Source organism: Clostridium sp. KNHs214 (assembly GCF_000744935.1).
GTDB lineage: Bacteria > Bacillota > Clostridia > Clostridiales > Clostridiaceae > Haloimpatiens.
Window position 1 is genome coordinate 525665 of the sequence record NZ_JQMW01000013.1, and the last position, 16745, is coordinate 542409.

At 27.1% G+C, this 16745-nt stretch carries 14 protein-coding genes and 2 pseudogenes; 4 read left to right on the forward strand and 12 right to left on the reverse strand.

What is annotated here, in order from left to right; translation table 11 throughout:
• Positions 1-27 precede the first annotated feature (27 nt).
• From CC89_RS20725 to CC89_RS17870, 7 genes are all read right to left on the reverse strand, one after another.
• Positions 28-201 (reverse strand): hypothetical protein, encoded by a 174-nt coding sequence (locus CC89_RS20725; RefSeq protein WP_185750805.1) that lies wholly within the window; start codon positions 199-201, stop codon positions 28-30.
• An 88-nt stretch (positions 202-289) separates the two neighbouring features.
• Positions 290-463: a hypothetical protein gene (locus CC89_RS20730; RefSeq protein WP_185750805.1), complete on the reverse strand. Its 174-nt coding sequence runs from the start codon at positions 461-463 to the stop codon at positions 290-292.
• 67 nt (positions 464-530) lie between these two features.
• Positions 531-1082: a hypothetical protein gene (locus CC89_RS17850; RefSeq protein WP_035294469.1), complete on the reverse strand. Its 552-nt coding sequence runs from the start codon at positions 1080-1082 to the stop codon at positions 531-533.
• A gap of 17 nt (positions 1083-1099) precedes the next feature.
• Positions 1100-2368, reverse strand: a complete 1269-nt coding sequence (locus CC89_RS17855; RefSeq protein ID WP_035294471.1) for a M16 family metallopeptidase — start codon at positions 2366-2368, stop codon at positions 1100-1102.
• Between the two features lie 25 nt (positions 2369-2393).
• Positions 2394-4151: a B12-binding domain-containing radical SAM protein gene (locus CC89_RS17860; protein ID WP_035294473.1), complete on the reverse strand. Its 1758-nt coding sequence runs from the start codon at positions 4149-4151 to the stop codon at positions 2394-2396.
• 18 nt (positions 4152-4169) lie between these two features.
• Positions 4170-5420 carry an MFS transporter gene (locus tag CC89_RS17865; protein WP_035294474.1) on the reverse strand — a complete coding sequence of 417 codons (1251 nt, stop codon included), beginning with the start codon at positions 5418-5420 and terminating at the stop codon, positions 4170-4172.
• 19 nt (positions 5421-5439) lie between these two features.
• Positions 5440-7206, reverse strand: a complete 1767-nt coding sequence (locus tag CC89_RS17870; protein ID WP_035294476.1) for a B12-binding domain-containing radical SAM protein — start codon at positions 7204-7206, stop codon at positions 5440-5442.
• A 648-nt stretch (positions 7207-7854) separates the two neighbouring features.
• Here CC89_RS17870 and CC89_RS17875 point away from each other — a divergent pair.
• A complete protein-coding gene (locus CC89_RS17875) occupies positions 7855-8595 on the forward strand; it encodes a glycerophosphodiester phosphodiesterase (RefSeq protein ID WP_035294478.1) in 741 nt (246 codons plus the stop codon).
• Positions 8596-8598: 3 nt separating this feature from the next.
• Complete coding sequence (locus CC89_RS17880) at positions 8599-9813, forward strand: MFS transporter (protein ID WP_035294479.1); 1215 nt, start codon at positions 8599-8601, stop codon at positions 9811-9813.
• Here the strand turns inward: CC89_RS17880 and hgcB are convergent.
• The 3 genes and pseudogenes from hgcB to CC89_RS21530 form a co-directional block, all read right to left on the reverse strand.
• Positions 9757-10035 (reverse strand): mercury methylation ferredoxin HgcB, encoded by a 279-nt coding sequence (gene hgcB, locus CC89_RS17885; RefSeq protein WP_409072336.1) that lies wholly within the window; start codon positions 10033-10035, stop codon positions 9757-9759. The genes CC89_RS17880 and hgcB overlap by 57 nt on opposite strands.
• Positions 10036-10200: 165 nt before the next feature.
• Positions 10201-10808: pseudogene (locus CC89_RS21525) on the reverse strand (mercury methylation corrinoid protein HgcA); the annotation flags it as partial.
• A 3-nt stretch (positions 10809-10811) separates the two neighbouring features.
• Positions 10812-11165 (reverse strand): annotated as a pseudogene (locus tag CC89_RS21530) (mercury methylation corrinoid protein HgcA); the annotation flags it as partial.
• A 162-nt stretch (positions 11166-11327) separates the two neighbouring features.
• Here CC89_RS21530 and CC89_RS17900 point away from each other — a divergent pair.
• Positions 11328-12137 carry a DUF166 domain-containing protein gene (locus tag CC89_RS17900; RefSeq protein WP_035294488.1) on the forward strand — a complete coding sequence of 270 codons (810 nt, stop codon included), beginning with the start codon at positions 11328-11330 and terminating at the stop codon, positions 12135-12137.
• 167 nt (positions 12138-12304) lie between these two features.
• Here CC89_RS17900 and CC89_RS17905 read toward each other — a convergent pair whose 3' ends face one another.
• On the reverse strand, positions 12305-14449 hold the full coding sequence (locus CC89_RS17905; RefSeq protein WP_035294490.1) for a histidine kinase dimerization/phospho-acceptor domain-containing protein: 2145 nt from the start codon (positions 14447-14449) through the stop codon (positions 12305-12307).
• On the reverse strand, positions 14427-15119 hold the full coding sequence (locus CC89_RS17910) for a response regulator transcription factor (RefSeq protein ID WP_035294492.1): 693 nt from the start codon (positions 15117-15119) through the stop codon (positions 14427-14429). The genes CC89_RS17905 and CC89_RS17910 overlap by 23 nt, the downstream gene beginning before the upstream one ends.
• Positions 15120-15628: 509 nt before the next feature.
• Here CC89_RS17910 and CC89_RS17915 point away from each other — a divergent pair.
• Complete coding sequence (locus CC89_RS17915; RefSeq protein ID WP_185750807.1) at positions 15629-16510, forward strand: YitT family protein; 882 nt, start codon at positions 15629-15631, stop codon at positions 16508-16510.
• The last annotated feature ends 235 nt before the right edge of the window (positions 16511-16745 follow it).

Genomic DNA, 16745 nt, shown 5'->3' on the forward strand with positions numbered 1-16745 from the left:
ATTAATTTCAATACAAATTATTACAAGTTAGCTATGAGTAAGTGTTATTGAATCCGCATTTAACCCTTCTTCTCCATTTATACAATCTCCAACTATATTCATGCCTTCTACTTCAGACGCTAATTTATCAGATTGTATTATGACTTTACCATTAACAACTTGAATGTCTTTTGATGAAATCTTTACTTCTTTCTTGTCCATATTTTCACCTCCTTTTAGACCTATATTTTTTTTATTACATCTTTTTTGCAATAATTTAATTAAGCGTAAATTAATACAACTAACTTATTTAGCTATGAGTAAGTGTTATTGAATCCGCATTTAATCCTTCTTCTCCATTTATACAATCTCCAACTATATTCATGCCCTCTACTTCAGATGCTAATTTATCAGATTGTATTATAACTTTACCGTTAACAACTTGAATGTCTTTTGATGAAATCTTCACTTCTTTCTTGTCCATATTTTCACCTCCTTTTAAAGCTATATTTTTTTATTATATATGTTATAGGACTTTTTATGAAATATGGTTATTCTTCATTATTATATGGTCCTAAAACATGTAGAAACCCATAAACCTCTTTTTCGTTTAAATCTTCCAGTTTTTCATATTTTTCAACTAGTTTATTTAAGTCTTCTTTAAATTCTCTCATTCTGCTAGGATTAACTTTTATGAAAACAGCCTTAACGCTACTTGGCTTATCATCTTCTGTAGCAATGTTGGTAATAATATCTTTTACTATCTTACAAATATTATTAGTAGATATTATTAGTGAATTAGCATTGTTGGCTAAAAATTTGATATCTTTAGATTTCAACTCATATATATTTTCTAATTTTCCATCGTTAATTCTTGTTTCTTTGATTCCTATAATTTGTTTTTTTATTAATCTATCAACATTTAATTGAATTAAATGCATAGGAATATCTGTATTAAAACTTAGCATTCGTTCAGAACAAGGCTTATTTAGTAATTCTAATATTATCTTTGTATTAATTTCATAAGAATTACTTGAGTTACTAGAACTGTAGTTGTTTTCGTTAATTAAATCATCATCAAGTATTTCTTTTAAATTTTCCATAGATAGCCCCCCCTAATTTAAATATTAATTAATCCAATAATTTTATCAGCATCAAAACTTCCGATAGCTGCTAACCCCATATTTTCATTAATAAAAATATCATTTAAAGCTGACATTATCATTTCATTAGTACAATTTTGTATCTTTCTAACCTCATTTTCTAATGAAAATATTTCATTATTAATTGCTGAGTTACCTAAAAATTTAAGATGTTTTGTTAAATCATTCATTTTTAATACAGCTTCTGTTTCTAATATATTTTTTGCTTTTTTTATTTCATTTTCAGTGAAAAAATTATTTTTTGCTTTTTTTATTTCTTCAATTAATAATTTTATAGTTTTTTCTACGTTTTCATTGGATGTTATAGCTGTAAATGCCAAGCTTCCCTTGGTGCTATATTTAGATATAAACGAACTCAACTCATATGCTAATCCACATTCCACTCTTATCTTTTTCATAATTCTTGAATCTAGACTTGGATGTCCTAATATAGTAGATATAATCTCAACTGGAATGTTTTTTTCAATAAACTCAGAGTTCAATCTAAAACCTATGGATAAAACAGACGTATTTCCTTTATTCTCATTATTTATATATATACCTGGTAATGAACTTACTATTTCTTTATATTCACGAGTCTTTATATCTTGCCACATTGAAAATTTTTCATTTACCATATTTAAGACGTCCTCATACTCTATATCGCCAATTATTACCAGTACAGAATTCTCTGGTGTATATGAAAAATCAATTATCTCCCTTATATTCTCCATATTGCATTTTTCAATATTTTTCATATTTCCAACTATAATCCTACCTATGTCCAGATTTCCCCATAAAGCTTGACTGGTTCTTTCCACAATTTGATTAAATGAGGAATAGAAAGATATTAATTCCTGCCTTACTATATTCTTTTCGATTTTAAGCTTTTCTTTGGTTATATTTTTATTTAACATAACTATATTAGCTAATGCATCTAAACTTAAATCCAACATATTATTTAGTCCAGTAAAAGTATAATTTGTATATTCCTTAGTAGTAGTCGCATTATATTGCACTCCATATAGAGATAATTTATCAATTATATCTTTATATGCCTTATTTTCTGTGTTTACTGAACTAACTAATAAATGTTCTATTAAATGAGAAAAACCATTAATATCGTTGTCCTCATGCTTACTCCCTTGCTTTACCCATATGCCGCAAGACATTGTTTTAATTTTAGATATTTTATGAACTATAACTTTTAATCCATTGCTCAAATAAAATGATAATACCTCATACATATATTATCCCTTCCTTAGAGTATTTTTAAATTACCTTTTTAATGTTTATATCGTTTTTATTGTTCAATCGAGTAAAACATATTTCATCTTCAACATAATTAGCTGATTTAAAATCCAAATTATGCATTTTCATTTCATATACATTGCATTTATATCTATTTAAAATCATCACTTTGTTACTATAATAAATAAATTTAACTATATCAGATTCAAACTTATACATTTCACTTATAATATTTTTATTAGGACAATGTATATTATCAATTAGATTTCCAAGGGCAATTACTGATTTTTGTGGATTTATATGCATCTTATATATTAAATTTTTATGCAATTCAAAATCCTGGTAATTAGCTTTTCGGAACCTTTTGAAAAATTCTAAATGACTTCCAAATGTAGAAACCAAAAGTTCATAAGTTTTATTCATATATTTCATGAAAGTTACACAATATATATATACATACATATCTAAAAATTCTAATTTTTTTCTAATACCTATATCAAAGTCTAAATATTCTGGAAATATATTTTTGTTCTTTTCTATAAAATCTATAGCATTTAAATCTATATATTTACTAGATGCTCCGTCTGAAAATACATTTGAAAAATATAATTTATCTTTTAATTCCATCCAATATTCTGATCCTGGATATAACGAAAATAGATGAAGTTGAATAGCATTTACTCCTATGCGAAACATTTTGTAAATTAATTGAATAGTTAAATTAACATCATCTTCTGATTCCTCTGGAAATCCATAAATAAAAGAAGCTGTTGTATGAATATTGTATCTATTTAATAATTTCATAGTATTTAAGGCTTTATCCAAATCTAAATTTTTATTTATAATTTTTTGAATGGTTTTAGATCCACTTTCTATTCCTAAATACATAGAAGTACATCCTGCTTCGCTCATTTTCTTTATCATTTCTTCATCTAAAGTATCTGCTCTTGAACTACAACGCCAAGTAATCTTTATATTGTTTTTTATTAAGTTATCACAAAAATCTAGTATTCTATTTCTATTAGCAGTGAATAGATCATGTTCAAATTCAAATTCATCTATATCAAATTTATTTTTTAGCTCACTAATTTCATCAATTATTCTTTCTGAACTTTTTAATCTGAAATTTCTCTTCCAAAATGTTTTGGTGGAACAATATTTACAGCCAAAAGGACAACCTCTTCCAACCTCTAACTGTATCTTTTTGCCCAAGTTACCTTCTAATAAAGAATAATCTAATTTAGGTAAAGTATCTAAATCCTTTATTAATATGGATTCATTGCATATTACTTTCCCATTTCGTAAATAAGCAACACCTAATTCTGTTGTGAATTTTTTATTTAGTAATAAGTTATCTACTATATTAAGTATACTAAGTTCTCCTTCGCCAATGCCTATAACATCAATCCATGGACATGCTTTTAATGTTTCACCTGCTATTAAGGAAGCTTGGGGACCTCCAAATATAATTTTTAGATTTTTATTTTTGTTTTTTAACTTTTTAGCTAAACTCACTGATAAATAATATGAATTTCCCATAGTATAAAAATCAACTATATCAGGATTTTCTTTTAAAATATAATCACACATAAATTCTATGTTTTCATTATTATCATTAGAACATTTAATTAAAGATTCTGTTATTATATAATCAAAATCAATTATTCTTATAGAATATCCATTTTTTTTTAATATAGTTCCCAAACTGAATAGCCCAATAGAATAATTATTTGTTTTTTTTATATCATCTGGTGGTTTTACAAATATAATTTTTGACATATGCTTATCATCCCCTAATTAACATTTATTAAACTCTTTGATGTGTTTATTAAATATTTGTATAGTAAAAATTATTAATATAATTATTCCAAATATGAGAAATATCTGCTCTAATGTAATCGCTTTAGATACCAAACCTACTATACAGGATGTAATAGGGGCAGCACATAATGCCAATGCATTAAATAATGAAGCTACTCTTGCTAGATATTCTTTTGATATTCTTTTAAACATAGCTATCTGAAGAACAAAACTTAAGAATACAATTCCAAATCCCATAATTAATGTATTTGCACCAGAAGAAAGATATACTAAGTTGCTGGGTATTTTTCCCAAAAGGGACAAAATACAATAAGTTAATCCTATAATCCATCCTCCTAATATAAATACTTTGTGTCCTCCAATTAATTCTTTTAATTTTGGTACAAAAAGTGAACCAATAGACATCCCTAGTACCAATGTTATACTCATTATAGAAATAACCTCATTACCTTTTTTCAATACTTGAACCGCATAAGGAGCTAAAAGAGCATTATATGGTACTATTAGTGCATTTATAACACATGAAAATAAACACACATTTAAAATAAATTTATCTTTTACAATATATTTGAACCCTTCTTTCAAATCCATAAAACATCCCTTTATAGTAATATTATTATCTTTTTTTATGTTATTGGATATTTTTAACGTCAATATAATGATTCCACATATTATAAAGGTTACTGAATCTACCATTATTGTTCCACCTAAACCAACTGTAGTTATTAATATTGGAGCTATAGCATATCCTAACAATTCAGAAATCCTATTTAAAGATGTACATAATGCTATACCATTGTCTATATTTTCCTTGCTTATTATTTCAGGAAATATACTAGTGGATGCTGGAGATCTAAAAGCTTCAAAAGATGAATTCATAAAAGTGATTACATATAGATGCCAAACCTTCAATTTCCCTAATATACTTAATAGCGCAATTATTGCTACACATATTCCTCTTCCAAAATCGCATATAGCCATTATTTTTTTCTCAGCAATATATTTACATATTACACCTGAGCATATTCCAAAAATAAGACTAGGAAAACCATTAACAGCAAATAAAGTAGCAACTAATAATGTAGATCCCGTAATTGAATAAACAAGCCATGAAAAGGCAATGGTATCAATACCATCTCCAAATCTAGAAATTAAAGTGGCAGTAGTTTCTTTAATATAATTAGTCTCTTTTAATAAAGCTTTATATTTATTACTTATTTTACCCATAAATATTTTTCTCCTAAATTTATACTACTTTTTTAATATTTAAATCATTTTTATTATTTAATCGTGTAAAACATATGTTAGTGTTTTCATGTTTAGCTAATTTTAAATCTAAATTACAACTTTTAATTGTATATACATCATATTTATAACTATTTAAAAATTTATCATTCTGACTATAATAAATAAAATTAACAATATCTGATTCAAATAAATATGTTTCATATAAAATGTCTTTGTTTTCAAAATCGCATGAATTAATTAAATTACCCAAGTCCCTTATACAATTTTTAGGATTTAATTGTATTTTATAAATTAGATTTTCATACAATTTAAGTTGTTCAATATTTACTTCTCTAAATTTTTTAAAAAACTCCAAATGATTTCCAAATACATTTTTAATTAGAAATTTATATGTTGTATTCATATATTTCATTAATACTCTTGAATAAGTTAATATATATATATCTAAAAATTTCAAATCTTCTCTAATACTAACCTTAAAATCTAAATATTGAGGAAATACCTCTTTATTTTTTTCAATGAAATGCATACTGTCATTATCCACGTATATACTGCATGAACCATCAGGAATTTGCTTTGATAAATATAGGTCATTTTTTAATTCCTCATAATATTGAGTCCCTGGAAATAATGAAAATAAATGAAGTTGGGTTCTATGAACCCCTATTCTTATCATTTTATAAATCATTTCAATTGTATCGTTGACATCGTTTTCATTTTCTTCAGGAAATCCATATATAAATGAAGTAACTATTTCCATATTATATTTTTTTAATAAAATAGTTGTTTCTAAAGCTTTATTTAAATTTAAATTCTTATTTATTATTTTTTGCATCTTCGTAGATCCACTTTCTATACCTAAAAATACAGCTTCACATCCAGCTTCCCTCATTTTGCTAATTAATTCTTCATCCAATGTGTCTGCTCTAGAACTGCATGTCCAATTTATATTTATATTAGAACTAATTAGCTTGTCACAAAAATCTAATACTTTTTTCTTATTAGCAGTAAATAAATCATGTTCAAAATTAAATTTATTTATATTAAAACGGTGATTAAGCTCTTCTATTTCTTTTATAATTCTTTCTGAACTTTTTAGCCTAAAATTTCTTTTCCAAAAAGTTTTTGTAGAACAATACTTGCATGCAAAGGGGCACCCTCTACCTACGTCTAAATCTATACTTTCTTCAAAAGTTCCTTCTAGTAAAGAATAATCTATCATTTCTAAATCATCTAAATCATCTATTAATACTGTTTTATTAAGCATAATTTCACCATTTTTTAAATATGCAACACCTAGTTCATCTGTAAACTCTGTATTATTAATCAAATTATCTATTATATTAACTATACTGCTTTCTCCTTCTCCAAGACCTATTGCATCAATCCATTGACCACATATTTCTAATGTTTTTCTAGCAGTTAAGGTTGCTTGTGGTCCACCAAACACAATCTTTATATTTGGGCTCTTACTTTTTAATAATTTGGCTAACTTAATTGTTAAATAATAAGAATTGCTCATAGTATAAAAGCATACAACATTGGGTTGATTGTTTAATATATAATTACACATTATATGAATATTCTGTGTAGCATTATTAAAATTACTTTTTATTATTGATGAATGCATTAAATAATCAAAGTCAATTATTCTTACAAAATATCCATGCTTTTTTAATATAGTTCCTAAGCTAAATGAACCAATTGAAAAATTATTTTTTTTCTTTATATCATTTACAGAGTTTATGAATACTATCTTTTTCATAATAAGTCTCCTTATACTTTATATTTTCTGCTAATATATGAGATATTAAACTTCTTAAATAAAATAAATGCAATATAATTTAAAATCATTCATTTTTGGTATAAAATCATAGAAGATGATGAATAAATATATAATACTTTTAAATAGTTACTATTGTATTATATATTTAAATTTTCAATTAAAATATATTATTGTAACTATTTGGATATATATATATTATCATAACAATTAAAATAAATAAACAACAAAATGTAAATAAATTGTTAAGACTAATCTAAAATTATTTTATAAGCTTTCAATAGACTTTGTATACTTTATATAAAACTTTAGTTTAATATAGAGCGTTATAGTTTTTTATTATAATAATATTAAGTCAACAACCATGAAATTTATGCTCTATTTTATAAAATTACTTTTATTCTCATTATTTTATGGTATATTATTTATATAAGGTAATTCTCCTACATATTGATATTCTTGTATTTTTATCCATCCACTTTATAGTTCTAAGATACATTTCCATATTTATATACTTAAAAACTTTAAATTACTCAGTATTTATATTTAGGTAGAATTTCAATTAAGCTTATATAGTAAAATATATTTGTTTAGCCAAAAGCTATACTAATATAAACAGGAGGTTTTAATATGAGTTTTACAAAAATTCAAGCCCACAGAGGTGCCTCTGGCTATGCCCCTGAAAACACCATGGCTGCTTTTAAAAAAGCTATAGATATGAAAGCTGACGGCATAGAGCTAGATGTACACCTATCAAAAGATGGTCATCTTATAGTAATGCATGATGAATATTTAAACAGGACTTCAAATGGAAAAGGATTAATTGCAAGTTATACCTTAGAGGAATTAAAAAAATTAGATGCAGGCTCTTGGTTTGAAAAAGAATTTAAAGGTGAAAAAATTCCAACTTTACATGAAGTTTTAGAATTTATCTTCAAAACTGAAATTTTTATAAATATAGAAATTAAGGCTGGCTATAGAATCTATCCTAATATAGAGGAAAAAGTTTTAGCTTGTTTACAAAAGTATAATATGCTAGATAGGTGCATAATTTCTTCCTTTGATCATTATTCACTAGTTAGAGTAAAGGAACTGAATCCTAATGTAAAAACTGGACTTTTATATAGTGCTTCATTATATGAACCTTGGAAATATGCCAAATCTGTAAAAGTTAATGCCCTTCATCCTTTATATTTAACTTTAGATAAACATTTTATAGAGGAGGCATATGCACATAATTTAGATATAAATACCTATACAGTAAATGATGAAAAAGTAATGCGACAACTTGCTGCAGCTAGAATATCCGGCATAATAACAAACTACCCTGACAAAGCTAAAAAAATATTAAGCGAGATTCGGGAGGGCTAAATAATGGATAATAAGGTTTCTAAATTAAACTATAAAAAGACCTTCATACTTGGCTTTGGCTTCTTTGCCATAAGCCTAGTGTGGCCTCTTTACAATGTTTATGTGCCAATATTTTTAAGAGATTTTCTTAACAGCCAATTTGCTATCAATTCTATTATGACATTAGATAACATACTGGCAGTAACACTCATACCCATTATTGGTTCCCTAAGCGACAGAACCACCACAAGATTTGGAAGAAGAATGCCTTATCTTATATTAGGCATTCCTATTTCCTCATTAATGTTTATTTTGCTTCCTAATTACTCAAGTTTTCTGAATTTTATGATAATTATTACCATATTAAACTTTTCCATGGCCATATATAGAGCACCCACCGTTGCACTTATGCCCGATATAACTCCATCACATTTAAGAAGTGAAGCCAATGGAATAATTAATTTTATGGGTGGACTTGCTTCTGTATTTGTACTCATAGGTGGCTCATTTTTATATAAAGCTAACAAAAATTATCCCTTCCTTGGAACAGCAATTCTAATGTTTTTAGCCCTATTTATACTAATGAAGTTCATAAAAGAACCTAAGAATATTGCGGTAGAGAAGGAGGAAAAAATAAGCATAATTTCTTCCCTAAAAGATATTTGCAAAGACGAGGATAAAACTACTCTTTATATTTTACTTGCAGTATTTTTCTGGTTTGTAGGTTATCAAGGTGTGGAAGCTACCTTTAGCAATTATTGTGTTCAATTCTTAAAACTTCCTGTTACTAAAGCTTCTTTTATACTTGGATTTTTTGCTCTTTCATTTTTAATTTTTGCTATTCCCGCTGGATTTATAGGTGGAAAACTTGGTAAGAGAAAAACTATACTTATAGGTATTTCTGGAGACGTGATTGTATTTATTCTTTTGTCACTTATAGGTACTTTATTTCCATTGAATCAATTATTTATGCTGATTCTAATGGCCATAGGTGGATTTTTCTGGGCTCTTATCAATATAAATTCTTATCCTATGGTAGTGGAGATGACCACAGAAGAAAAAATAGGAACCTATACAGGATTATACTATTTTTCATCATCTTTAGCTGCAATACTTGGTCCATTATTTTTAGGTGGCCTTATAGATTTAATAGGATTTAAATTCATGTTTTTATTTACAGCCCTAGCCTACGCTTTTGCATGGGTTTGTATGCAAAATACTCATAAACAATGCCCTTAAAATTGCGAGTACTCATCCTACTGCTTTTTTTACTTCTATAGCTCCTGAAGGGCAATTTTGTGCACAAGCACCACATTCCATGCAACTATCTTTTCTCATTATAACAGCTTTTTTATCTTCTATAGTAAAAACCTCATGAGGACATACATTTATACACATTTTGCATCCGATACATTCTTCTTTATTTAACTTCAAGGACACCACATTCTGCAAGTATTGCATAAAATCTTTCTCCTTGTAAATAAATATTATTTTCATTCTATGTTCCAATAAATTCATTAGTTTTTCAATTTAATATGAATATGTTAATTCTTAACCTCGTCATTTTATCAGTAATTTTTTCTTTTTTCATTTAACATTAATGTATATAATAATTCATATTACATTTTATATAGCTTGTATTATTAAAAGTATACATCCAAACAGTGAACATATAATTACTGTAGGAACTGCATATAAAGTTTCTTTTAAAACTCCTGAAAAACAAGTATATGGTGTAGAGCCTGTAAAATTCAATGCTAAATATGCTATTAATGAAGTAAGTAAAAGCCCATTTCCTAAATATGATAGCAAATTAGGTGAAATCATAAATAGAGCTGAAAAAATAATAACCACTATGGACCAAAACACTCCAAGCACAAGTCCCTTTAAGGAAAAAGCTCTGAAAGGTAAATATGGCAATAAAATTGGAAATATCACTGTACCTATTAATATTGCAATGAAATAAGCTGAAAGATTAATTATACTAGTGTATGCCAATCCATTTATCATATCTCCTCTTATTATAAGTAAATAATTCACGATCAAAAACAATGGAAAGATTAAAAACAAATATTTTATATTGTTTCTAAGGGTGTACGTACCAGCCTCTCTTTAAAAGTAAATGTAACTTTTCTCATTTTTTCTGACGCTTTAAATCTATTTATTATAAATTCCTTTAAATCTTCCGCCCTTATTGGTCCATATATTATCCTAAATCCAGTAGCTTTTGTTACATCTAATTCTTTTCTTAATTTGTCAAAGGTAAATTTATAATTAGCGGTTACTAAAACTGGTGATACCTTGGTTGGTTTTCGTACAGCATATATACCTGGCTTTATACAATAATTTTTCTTATTTATACCTAATCTTATGCCTATACATCCTAATGCATCTTTATAATTAAGCTTTGTCCTTATTTTCGGTATTGATCCTATTTCAGTATCTATATATCCTGTAATTGCCTCATTTAAATTTCTATAAACCTTTCCATTCTCTTCATGATTTTCAGATATATTCAACTCTAAACTAGAGTCCCTTTTTTCTTCACATCAACAAGCTTTCTTGTCTAACTCCTTTAAGTCCATGACCATTCTAACACCACCTTCTTATCATTTTTAATCATTCACATTAATATACAGAAACTTAAATAAAATCGTGTATGGTCTTTTCTACCGTACCAAAAGTTACCGATTTTTTAAAACTTCCATTTTATAATTAAGATAACATACTAGATATCCATTGGAGGTGTTTTTATGAAAATAGTTATAATTTCCTGTGAAAAAAGCAATTTAAATCCTGAAAATGAATTTTATATAAAACTAGATAGTAGATTTGCAAACCTTAAGTTTATACCTAATCTGAAAGATGAAAAAGATGTTTGTACCCTTTGCGGAAAGGAATGTTTTAGATGCAGAGCTGCTTACAACCTAGATTACAGTGAGCATATAGTTCAAATAATAAAGCTTCCTGACTTATATAAAAAATTTGAAGATAAACCACTAAGCTATTTACCAAGAAAATTAGCTACCCATGATATAACTATAGCTATAGGCATACATGAAGATATATTAGTGGAAATTCCTAAATTAGTTAAAAAAAGCAGTGGAAAAGCCCTTTTGATTCCTTGTGAGAGTGGAGATTGGGTTTCAAGATGGACAAGAGATGAAATCATTAATCAGTGTAGAAAATATGATTTACAATATGCCTTTCCTAAGCCATTTTGCACGCTAAATTACGGTAATGGAGAAACTATTGATAAATTTATAGATGAGTATAAACTTGGCAAACCTAAGTTTAAATTATATGTAAATAATGAAGATATAATTATAAAAGCAGAATCTGTCATATCAGCTCCTTGTGGCAATGGCTACAATGTAGCTAAACATTTAGTAGGTAAAAAACTTGGTGAAGAAGCAAAAAAAGCCGTAGCAAAATACTGGCACAGTTATCCTTGCCTTGGTGGAATGAAAATAGATCCAGAGTTAGGAGACACCCCTCTTCATATCGCTGGCTACACCCACTATAATGCCCTAGAAAATGCTGAAATCATAAGAACCGACTAAGTGTGATTTTTCGGTTCATGCATAAGCTATCTAGAGAGAATCATCCTTTGCTAGCCCTCTAAGCACACTGGGGACGTCGCATTAAGAAATTTATATACAATATATTGTTTTGCAAATTTTAAATTAACACAATATGTTGTAGGATCTATTCTTAGTGCGACAGCCCTTTATTTATTGAATTTAATTATGGCTTTAAATAGGTCTCCGTCCACAACTATATTAAGACTTCCATTCTGTAGTTCTACAATACTCTTAGCTATAGCAAGGCCTAATCCTGAACCTTCTGTGCTTCTTGATTCATCCCCTCTTTTGAACCTTTCAAATATTTCATCTGGATCAAAATTCATTTCGTAACAAGCTATATTCTTTATAGTAACTGTAACTTCTTGTTCCTCCTCCGCTAAATCAATATAAACTCTTGTATTTGATTGTGAATATTTAAGTGCATTACTTATTAGATTATGAAAAACTCTCCAGGTCTTTTTTCCATCTAAATTTAAAAATACATTTTTATTAGGAAGATTTACTTTAAAATCTAAGGATGAATTTGTAATTTTTTCATGATACTCACCAAGAGCCTGTTTCATGAGCGCCACTATGTCTACCCTTTCTATATTGAGCTCTATTGCTCCACTAGTTACCTTGGATGCTTCAAATAAGTCTTCTATTAAGTCTTTTAACCTTTTAGATTTTCTATCTAAAACTGCCACATATCCTTCTATTTCATCTTTAGATAAGTCCTGTTGTTTTAACAAATCTATATAATTTATTATAGAAGTGAGGGGAGTTTTCAAATCATGAGATACATTAGTTATAAGCTCTGACTTTAATCTTTCACTTTTTATACTGCCATCTAAAGATTTTTTATATCCCTCTTTAATGTTGTTTATATTACTAGCTAATTTAGAAAGAAAATCTGTTCCTTTTTTATCTATGGCGTAGTTTAAATGTCCTGATACCATTTCCTCTGTACCTTTTAATATTTTATTGAAATATCCAACCCTTTTAAATATATTGTACATTATAAAAACTGTATAAAAGAACATATATATTGCTGCTGGTATTACAAATACCGCTGGTATTACCACTGCTGCTGATAAAATCATACCCAAAAATACGGTAGTAAAAATAATCATGAGCATTTTAAATCCTATATTTTTAAACATAAAACTATCTTTTATAGAATTTAAGATTTTATATATAAAGCTTATTTCCCATTGATTTTTTAATTCATTCTTATCTTTCAAAATAATCATTAGTTCTCCTAAGGCAATAATCAAATAAAAAATATATAAAACTAATAAAAAAAGATCTAATATCATTGGCATATTATTGTCGTAAAATACATAGTTGTCATATCCATAATATAATATTAATGAAAAAATCAGAAATAATAATATCTTAAAATCTAAAGATATTTTCTTATAGAGTCTCTTAATCCCTAAAAAGTTTTCTTTTAAAAAACTTATTTTCCTTAAATATCTCAATATAAAATAAATCAATACTAAAGCTATACTACACATAACTGTTTCTTTTATAATTCTATTTCTAGTATCTTGACTTCTATTATATTGTGATATAATCTCTGAATTATTTGTACCATCGTCTAAAACTATGAAATATCCACTTAAATTTTTCTGCTTAAAGTAGCTGTTCATTTCTTTCTGAGCATCATTATCAGGTTTAATCAATGGTAATTTTATGGAAAATAATGCCTCTTTTAAATAAAGCTGAAGTTCCTTTTCTCCTTGTAAATTAGTATATATCTCTCCATTTTTCTCATTATTTATATAGTATTTCATCTCTCTTTTTGAATCTAAAGAGCTCTTTAAGTTATTATAATGTTCATCCCTATTATCTACTACTATCTTTTTTAACTCTTGCAGTGTTTTAGAATTCTTATCCTTAATATCTTTTTCTAAATTTTTAAGCTTTTTATCTTTTTCTTCATTTAATTTTTTTACCTCTTCTTGGTTTCCAGAACCCTCTACATCAGTAATAAAACCATTATATTTCTCTTCAATTTCACTCCTCCTTATCTGTATTTGAACATCTAACATACTGTTATCAACCTTTTCATCAAAGGATTTTTTATCATAATCCCTAAATATCTCATGATATCCAATTATATCCGTATAGTAATTAATAAGAGTACCTGCAAACATTCCACTTTTAAAATAATAATTCTTTGCAAAATATCTTCTATTTTTTACACAGTCAATAATGCATACAACTGAAAAAGCCAACATATACAAAGCCAATATAAAAGCTAAAATATTTACACATCTTCTATTTTTCAATTTTATATCCAATTCCCCACACCACCTTTAAATATCTCGGTTCTTTAGGATTAACTTCGATTTTTTCTCTTATTCTTCTTATGTGAACTGCTACGGTATTTTCTCCATTATAGTACGGTTCACCCCAAGCTTTTTCATATATTTGTTCAATAGAAAATACTGTTCCCTTATTTTCCATCAAAAGTTCTAATATATTGTATTCTGTAGGTGTAAGTCTTACCTCCTTGTCATCTACTATTACCATCTTAGTATTTTTATCTAAAATTAAGTCTCTAGCTACTAATCTATCACCTGTACTTTTATAATTTCCAAAATTCATATATCTTCTGAGTTGTGACTTAACCCTAGCTACTAGTTCTAGTGGGTTAAACGGCTTTGTGATATAATCATCTGCCCCCATATTAAGTCCTAATATTTTATCTGTATCTTCTGATTTAGCAGAAAGCATTATTATAGGGATATTCTTCTTTTCTCTGATTTTAAAGGTTGCTTTGATTCCATCCATTCTTGGCATCATAATATCCATTAATATTAAATGAATTTCTTCCTCCTCTAAAAGTATCAATGCATCTATCCCATCCTTAGCTTTAAAAACAGTTATGCCTTCGTTTTTTAAATATATTTCTATTGCATCTCTTATTTCATCTTCATCATCCACTATTAAAACATTATATTTATTCACCCGTACCCCATCCTTTCACATAAATTATACCATCCTTTTCACTTCCTTCCTTTACTATAACTCAATTATACAAATTTCGTTTTAAAAATAAGTATATAAAAGTCTTAAAAATTTATTAAGAAATTTTATATACTAGGTCGCTTTTGTATTTGTGTGCACTTTATTGTTATTTTATCGTTTTATTGTGTATTCATTATTAGTTTTGCTTGTATTTTATCAGAGTTATTGGTATTATATGAAGTAAAGAGTCTGTTTCAATATTTACATTTTGCAATAATACTTACCATTATCTCACACTTAAATCAGACGCTCTAATCTTCATCAAAGATTTGCTTAAAACTTATCTATTCTAACGAAATTTACAAAAACTTATCTAAAGTGATTACAACTCCTATCTTTGTATTATAAAGATTGAAATGTTAGAAGAGTTGTATATGAAATATAAAAAGAAAATATTAAGATATATGTCTACGGTATAAAAAATTTATTATATAGGGGGTATTTTTATATTGAAAAAAAAAGTTAAAAGAGGTTTCTTAGATTACTTGACCGTTTACTTAGGCTGTGCTATACAAGCCTTCGCAGTTACCTGCATACTAAAACCTAATGGATTAGTAGTAGGTGGATTTACGGGAGTTTCCCTAGTCCTTGGAAAATTAGTAAATATTAAATATACATTTATATACTATACTCTTTGTATATCAGTATTAATATTAACTTGGTTTTTACTTGGTAAAAAGGAAGTGCTTAAAATTTTGCTTCTATCTACTACTTATCCTTTAATATTGATTTTATTTGATAATATAAGTTTTAATTTTATTGAATCTAGTAGCAATGGTATTTTACTCTCTTGTATTTACTACGGTATTTTTTCAGGAATTGGTACAGGCCTCATATTAAAAAAGGGGTTTTCCCAAGGAAGCTCAGACACTGTAGCTAAAATACTTAACAAAAAGCTACTTCCTTTTATGAGCATAAGCCAAATCTTACTTATAATTGACATATTAATTCTTGCACTATCAGCCTTTGTTTTTGGTAAGAACGCGGTACTTTATGCCATAGTTATGGAAATGATTTATACTAAGGTCATGGAATCAGTATTATTTGGTTTTGGTTCCTCTCTTGTTAAAATGGTAGTTATAAGTGAAAAAACTGATGATATTGCAGAGTTTATATTAAAAGAACTGGGAAGAAGTGTTAGCATAGGAACTATAACTGGAGCCTACTCAAATGTAAACAAACGAAAAGTTATTTTAATTTGCTCAACAAAAGAATCTATGCTAGTTAAAAACTTTGCAGCTAAAATAGATAAGAACGCATTTATAAATCTTGTTCCCGTAATATTTGCCTGGGGTAAAGGAGATGGATTTGACAACTTAGAAATTGAATAAGCTACACCACTTTACTGATATAAAATAAATTTTGTGTCATATTTAATATAAACGATTAACCCACAATAAGGTACAATGTGGTGGAATTATGAAATTTATCCTCCATGACTTGCATAAGAGCTCGGAACAATAAATTTAATTTAAACAGTTCCTTTGCTTCTTATGCAAGCCATTCCAGAAAAATTTCATAATTCAGGTAATGTAATGCTTTTTGTGGGATAATCATATTATGTAC

Bases quoted from the DNA above. Each gene is read 5' to 3' on its own strand.
- CC89_RS20725 (WP_185750805.1), bottom strand. From the start codon at position 201: ATGGACAAGAAAGAAGTAAAGATTTCATCAAAAGACATTCAAGTTGTT.
- CC89_RS17860 (WP_035294473.1), bottom strand. From the start codon at position 4,151: ATGTCAAAAATTATATTTGTAAAACCACCAGATGATATAAAAAAAACA.
- CC89_RS17870 (WP_035294476.1), bottom strand. From the start codon at position 7,206: ATGAAAAAGATAGTATTCATAAACTCTGTAAATGATATAAAGAAAAAA.
- CC89_RS17855 (WP_035294471.1), bottom strand. From the start codon at position 2,368: ATGTATGAGGTATTATCATTTTATTTGAGCAATGGATTAAAAGTTATA.
- CC89_RS17880 (WP_035294479.1), top strand. From the start codon at position 8,599: ATGGATAATAAGGTTTCTAAATTAAACTATAAAAAGACCTTCATACTT.
- CC89_RS17900 (WP_035294488.1), top strand. From the start codon at position 11,328: ATGAAAATAGTTATAATTTCCTGTGAAAAAAGCAATTTAAATCCTGAA.
- CC89_RS17865 (WP_035294474.1), bottom strand. From the start codon at position 5,420: ATGGGTAAAATAAGTAATAAATATAAAGCTTTATTAAAAGAGACTAAT.
- CC89_RS17850 (WP_035294469.1), bottom strand. From the start codon at position 1,082: ATGGAAAATTTAAAAGAAATACTTGATGATGATTTAATTAACGAAAAC.
- CC89_RS17875 (WP_035294478.1), top strand. From the start codon at position 7,855: ATGAGTTTTACAAAAATTCAAGCCCACAGAGGTGCCTCTGGCTATGCC.
- CC89_RS20730 (WP_185750805.1), bottom strand. From the start codon at position 463: ATGGACAAGAAAGAAGTGAAGATTTCATCAAAAGACATTCAAGTTGTT.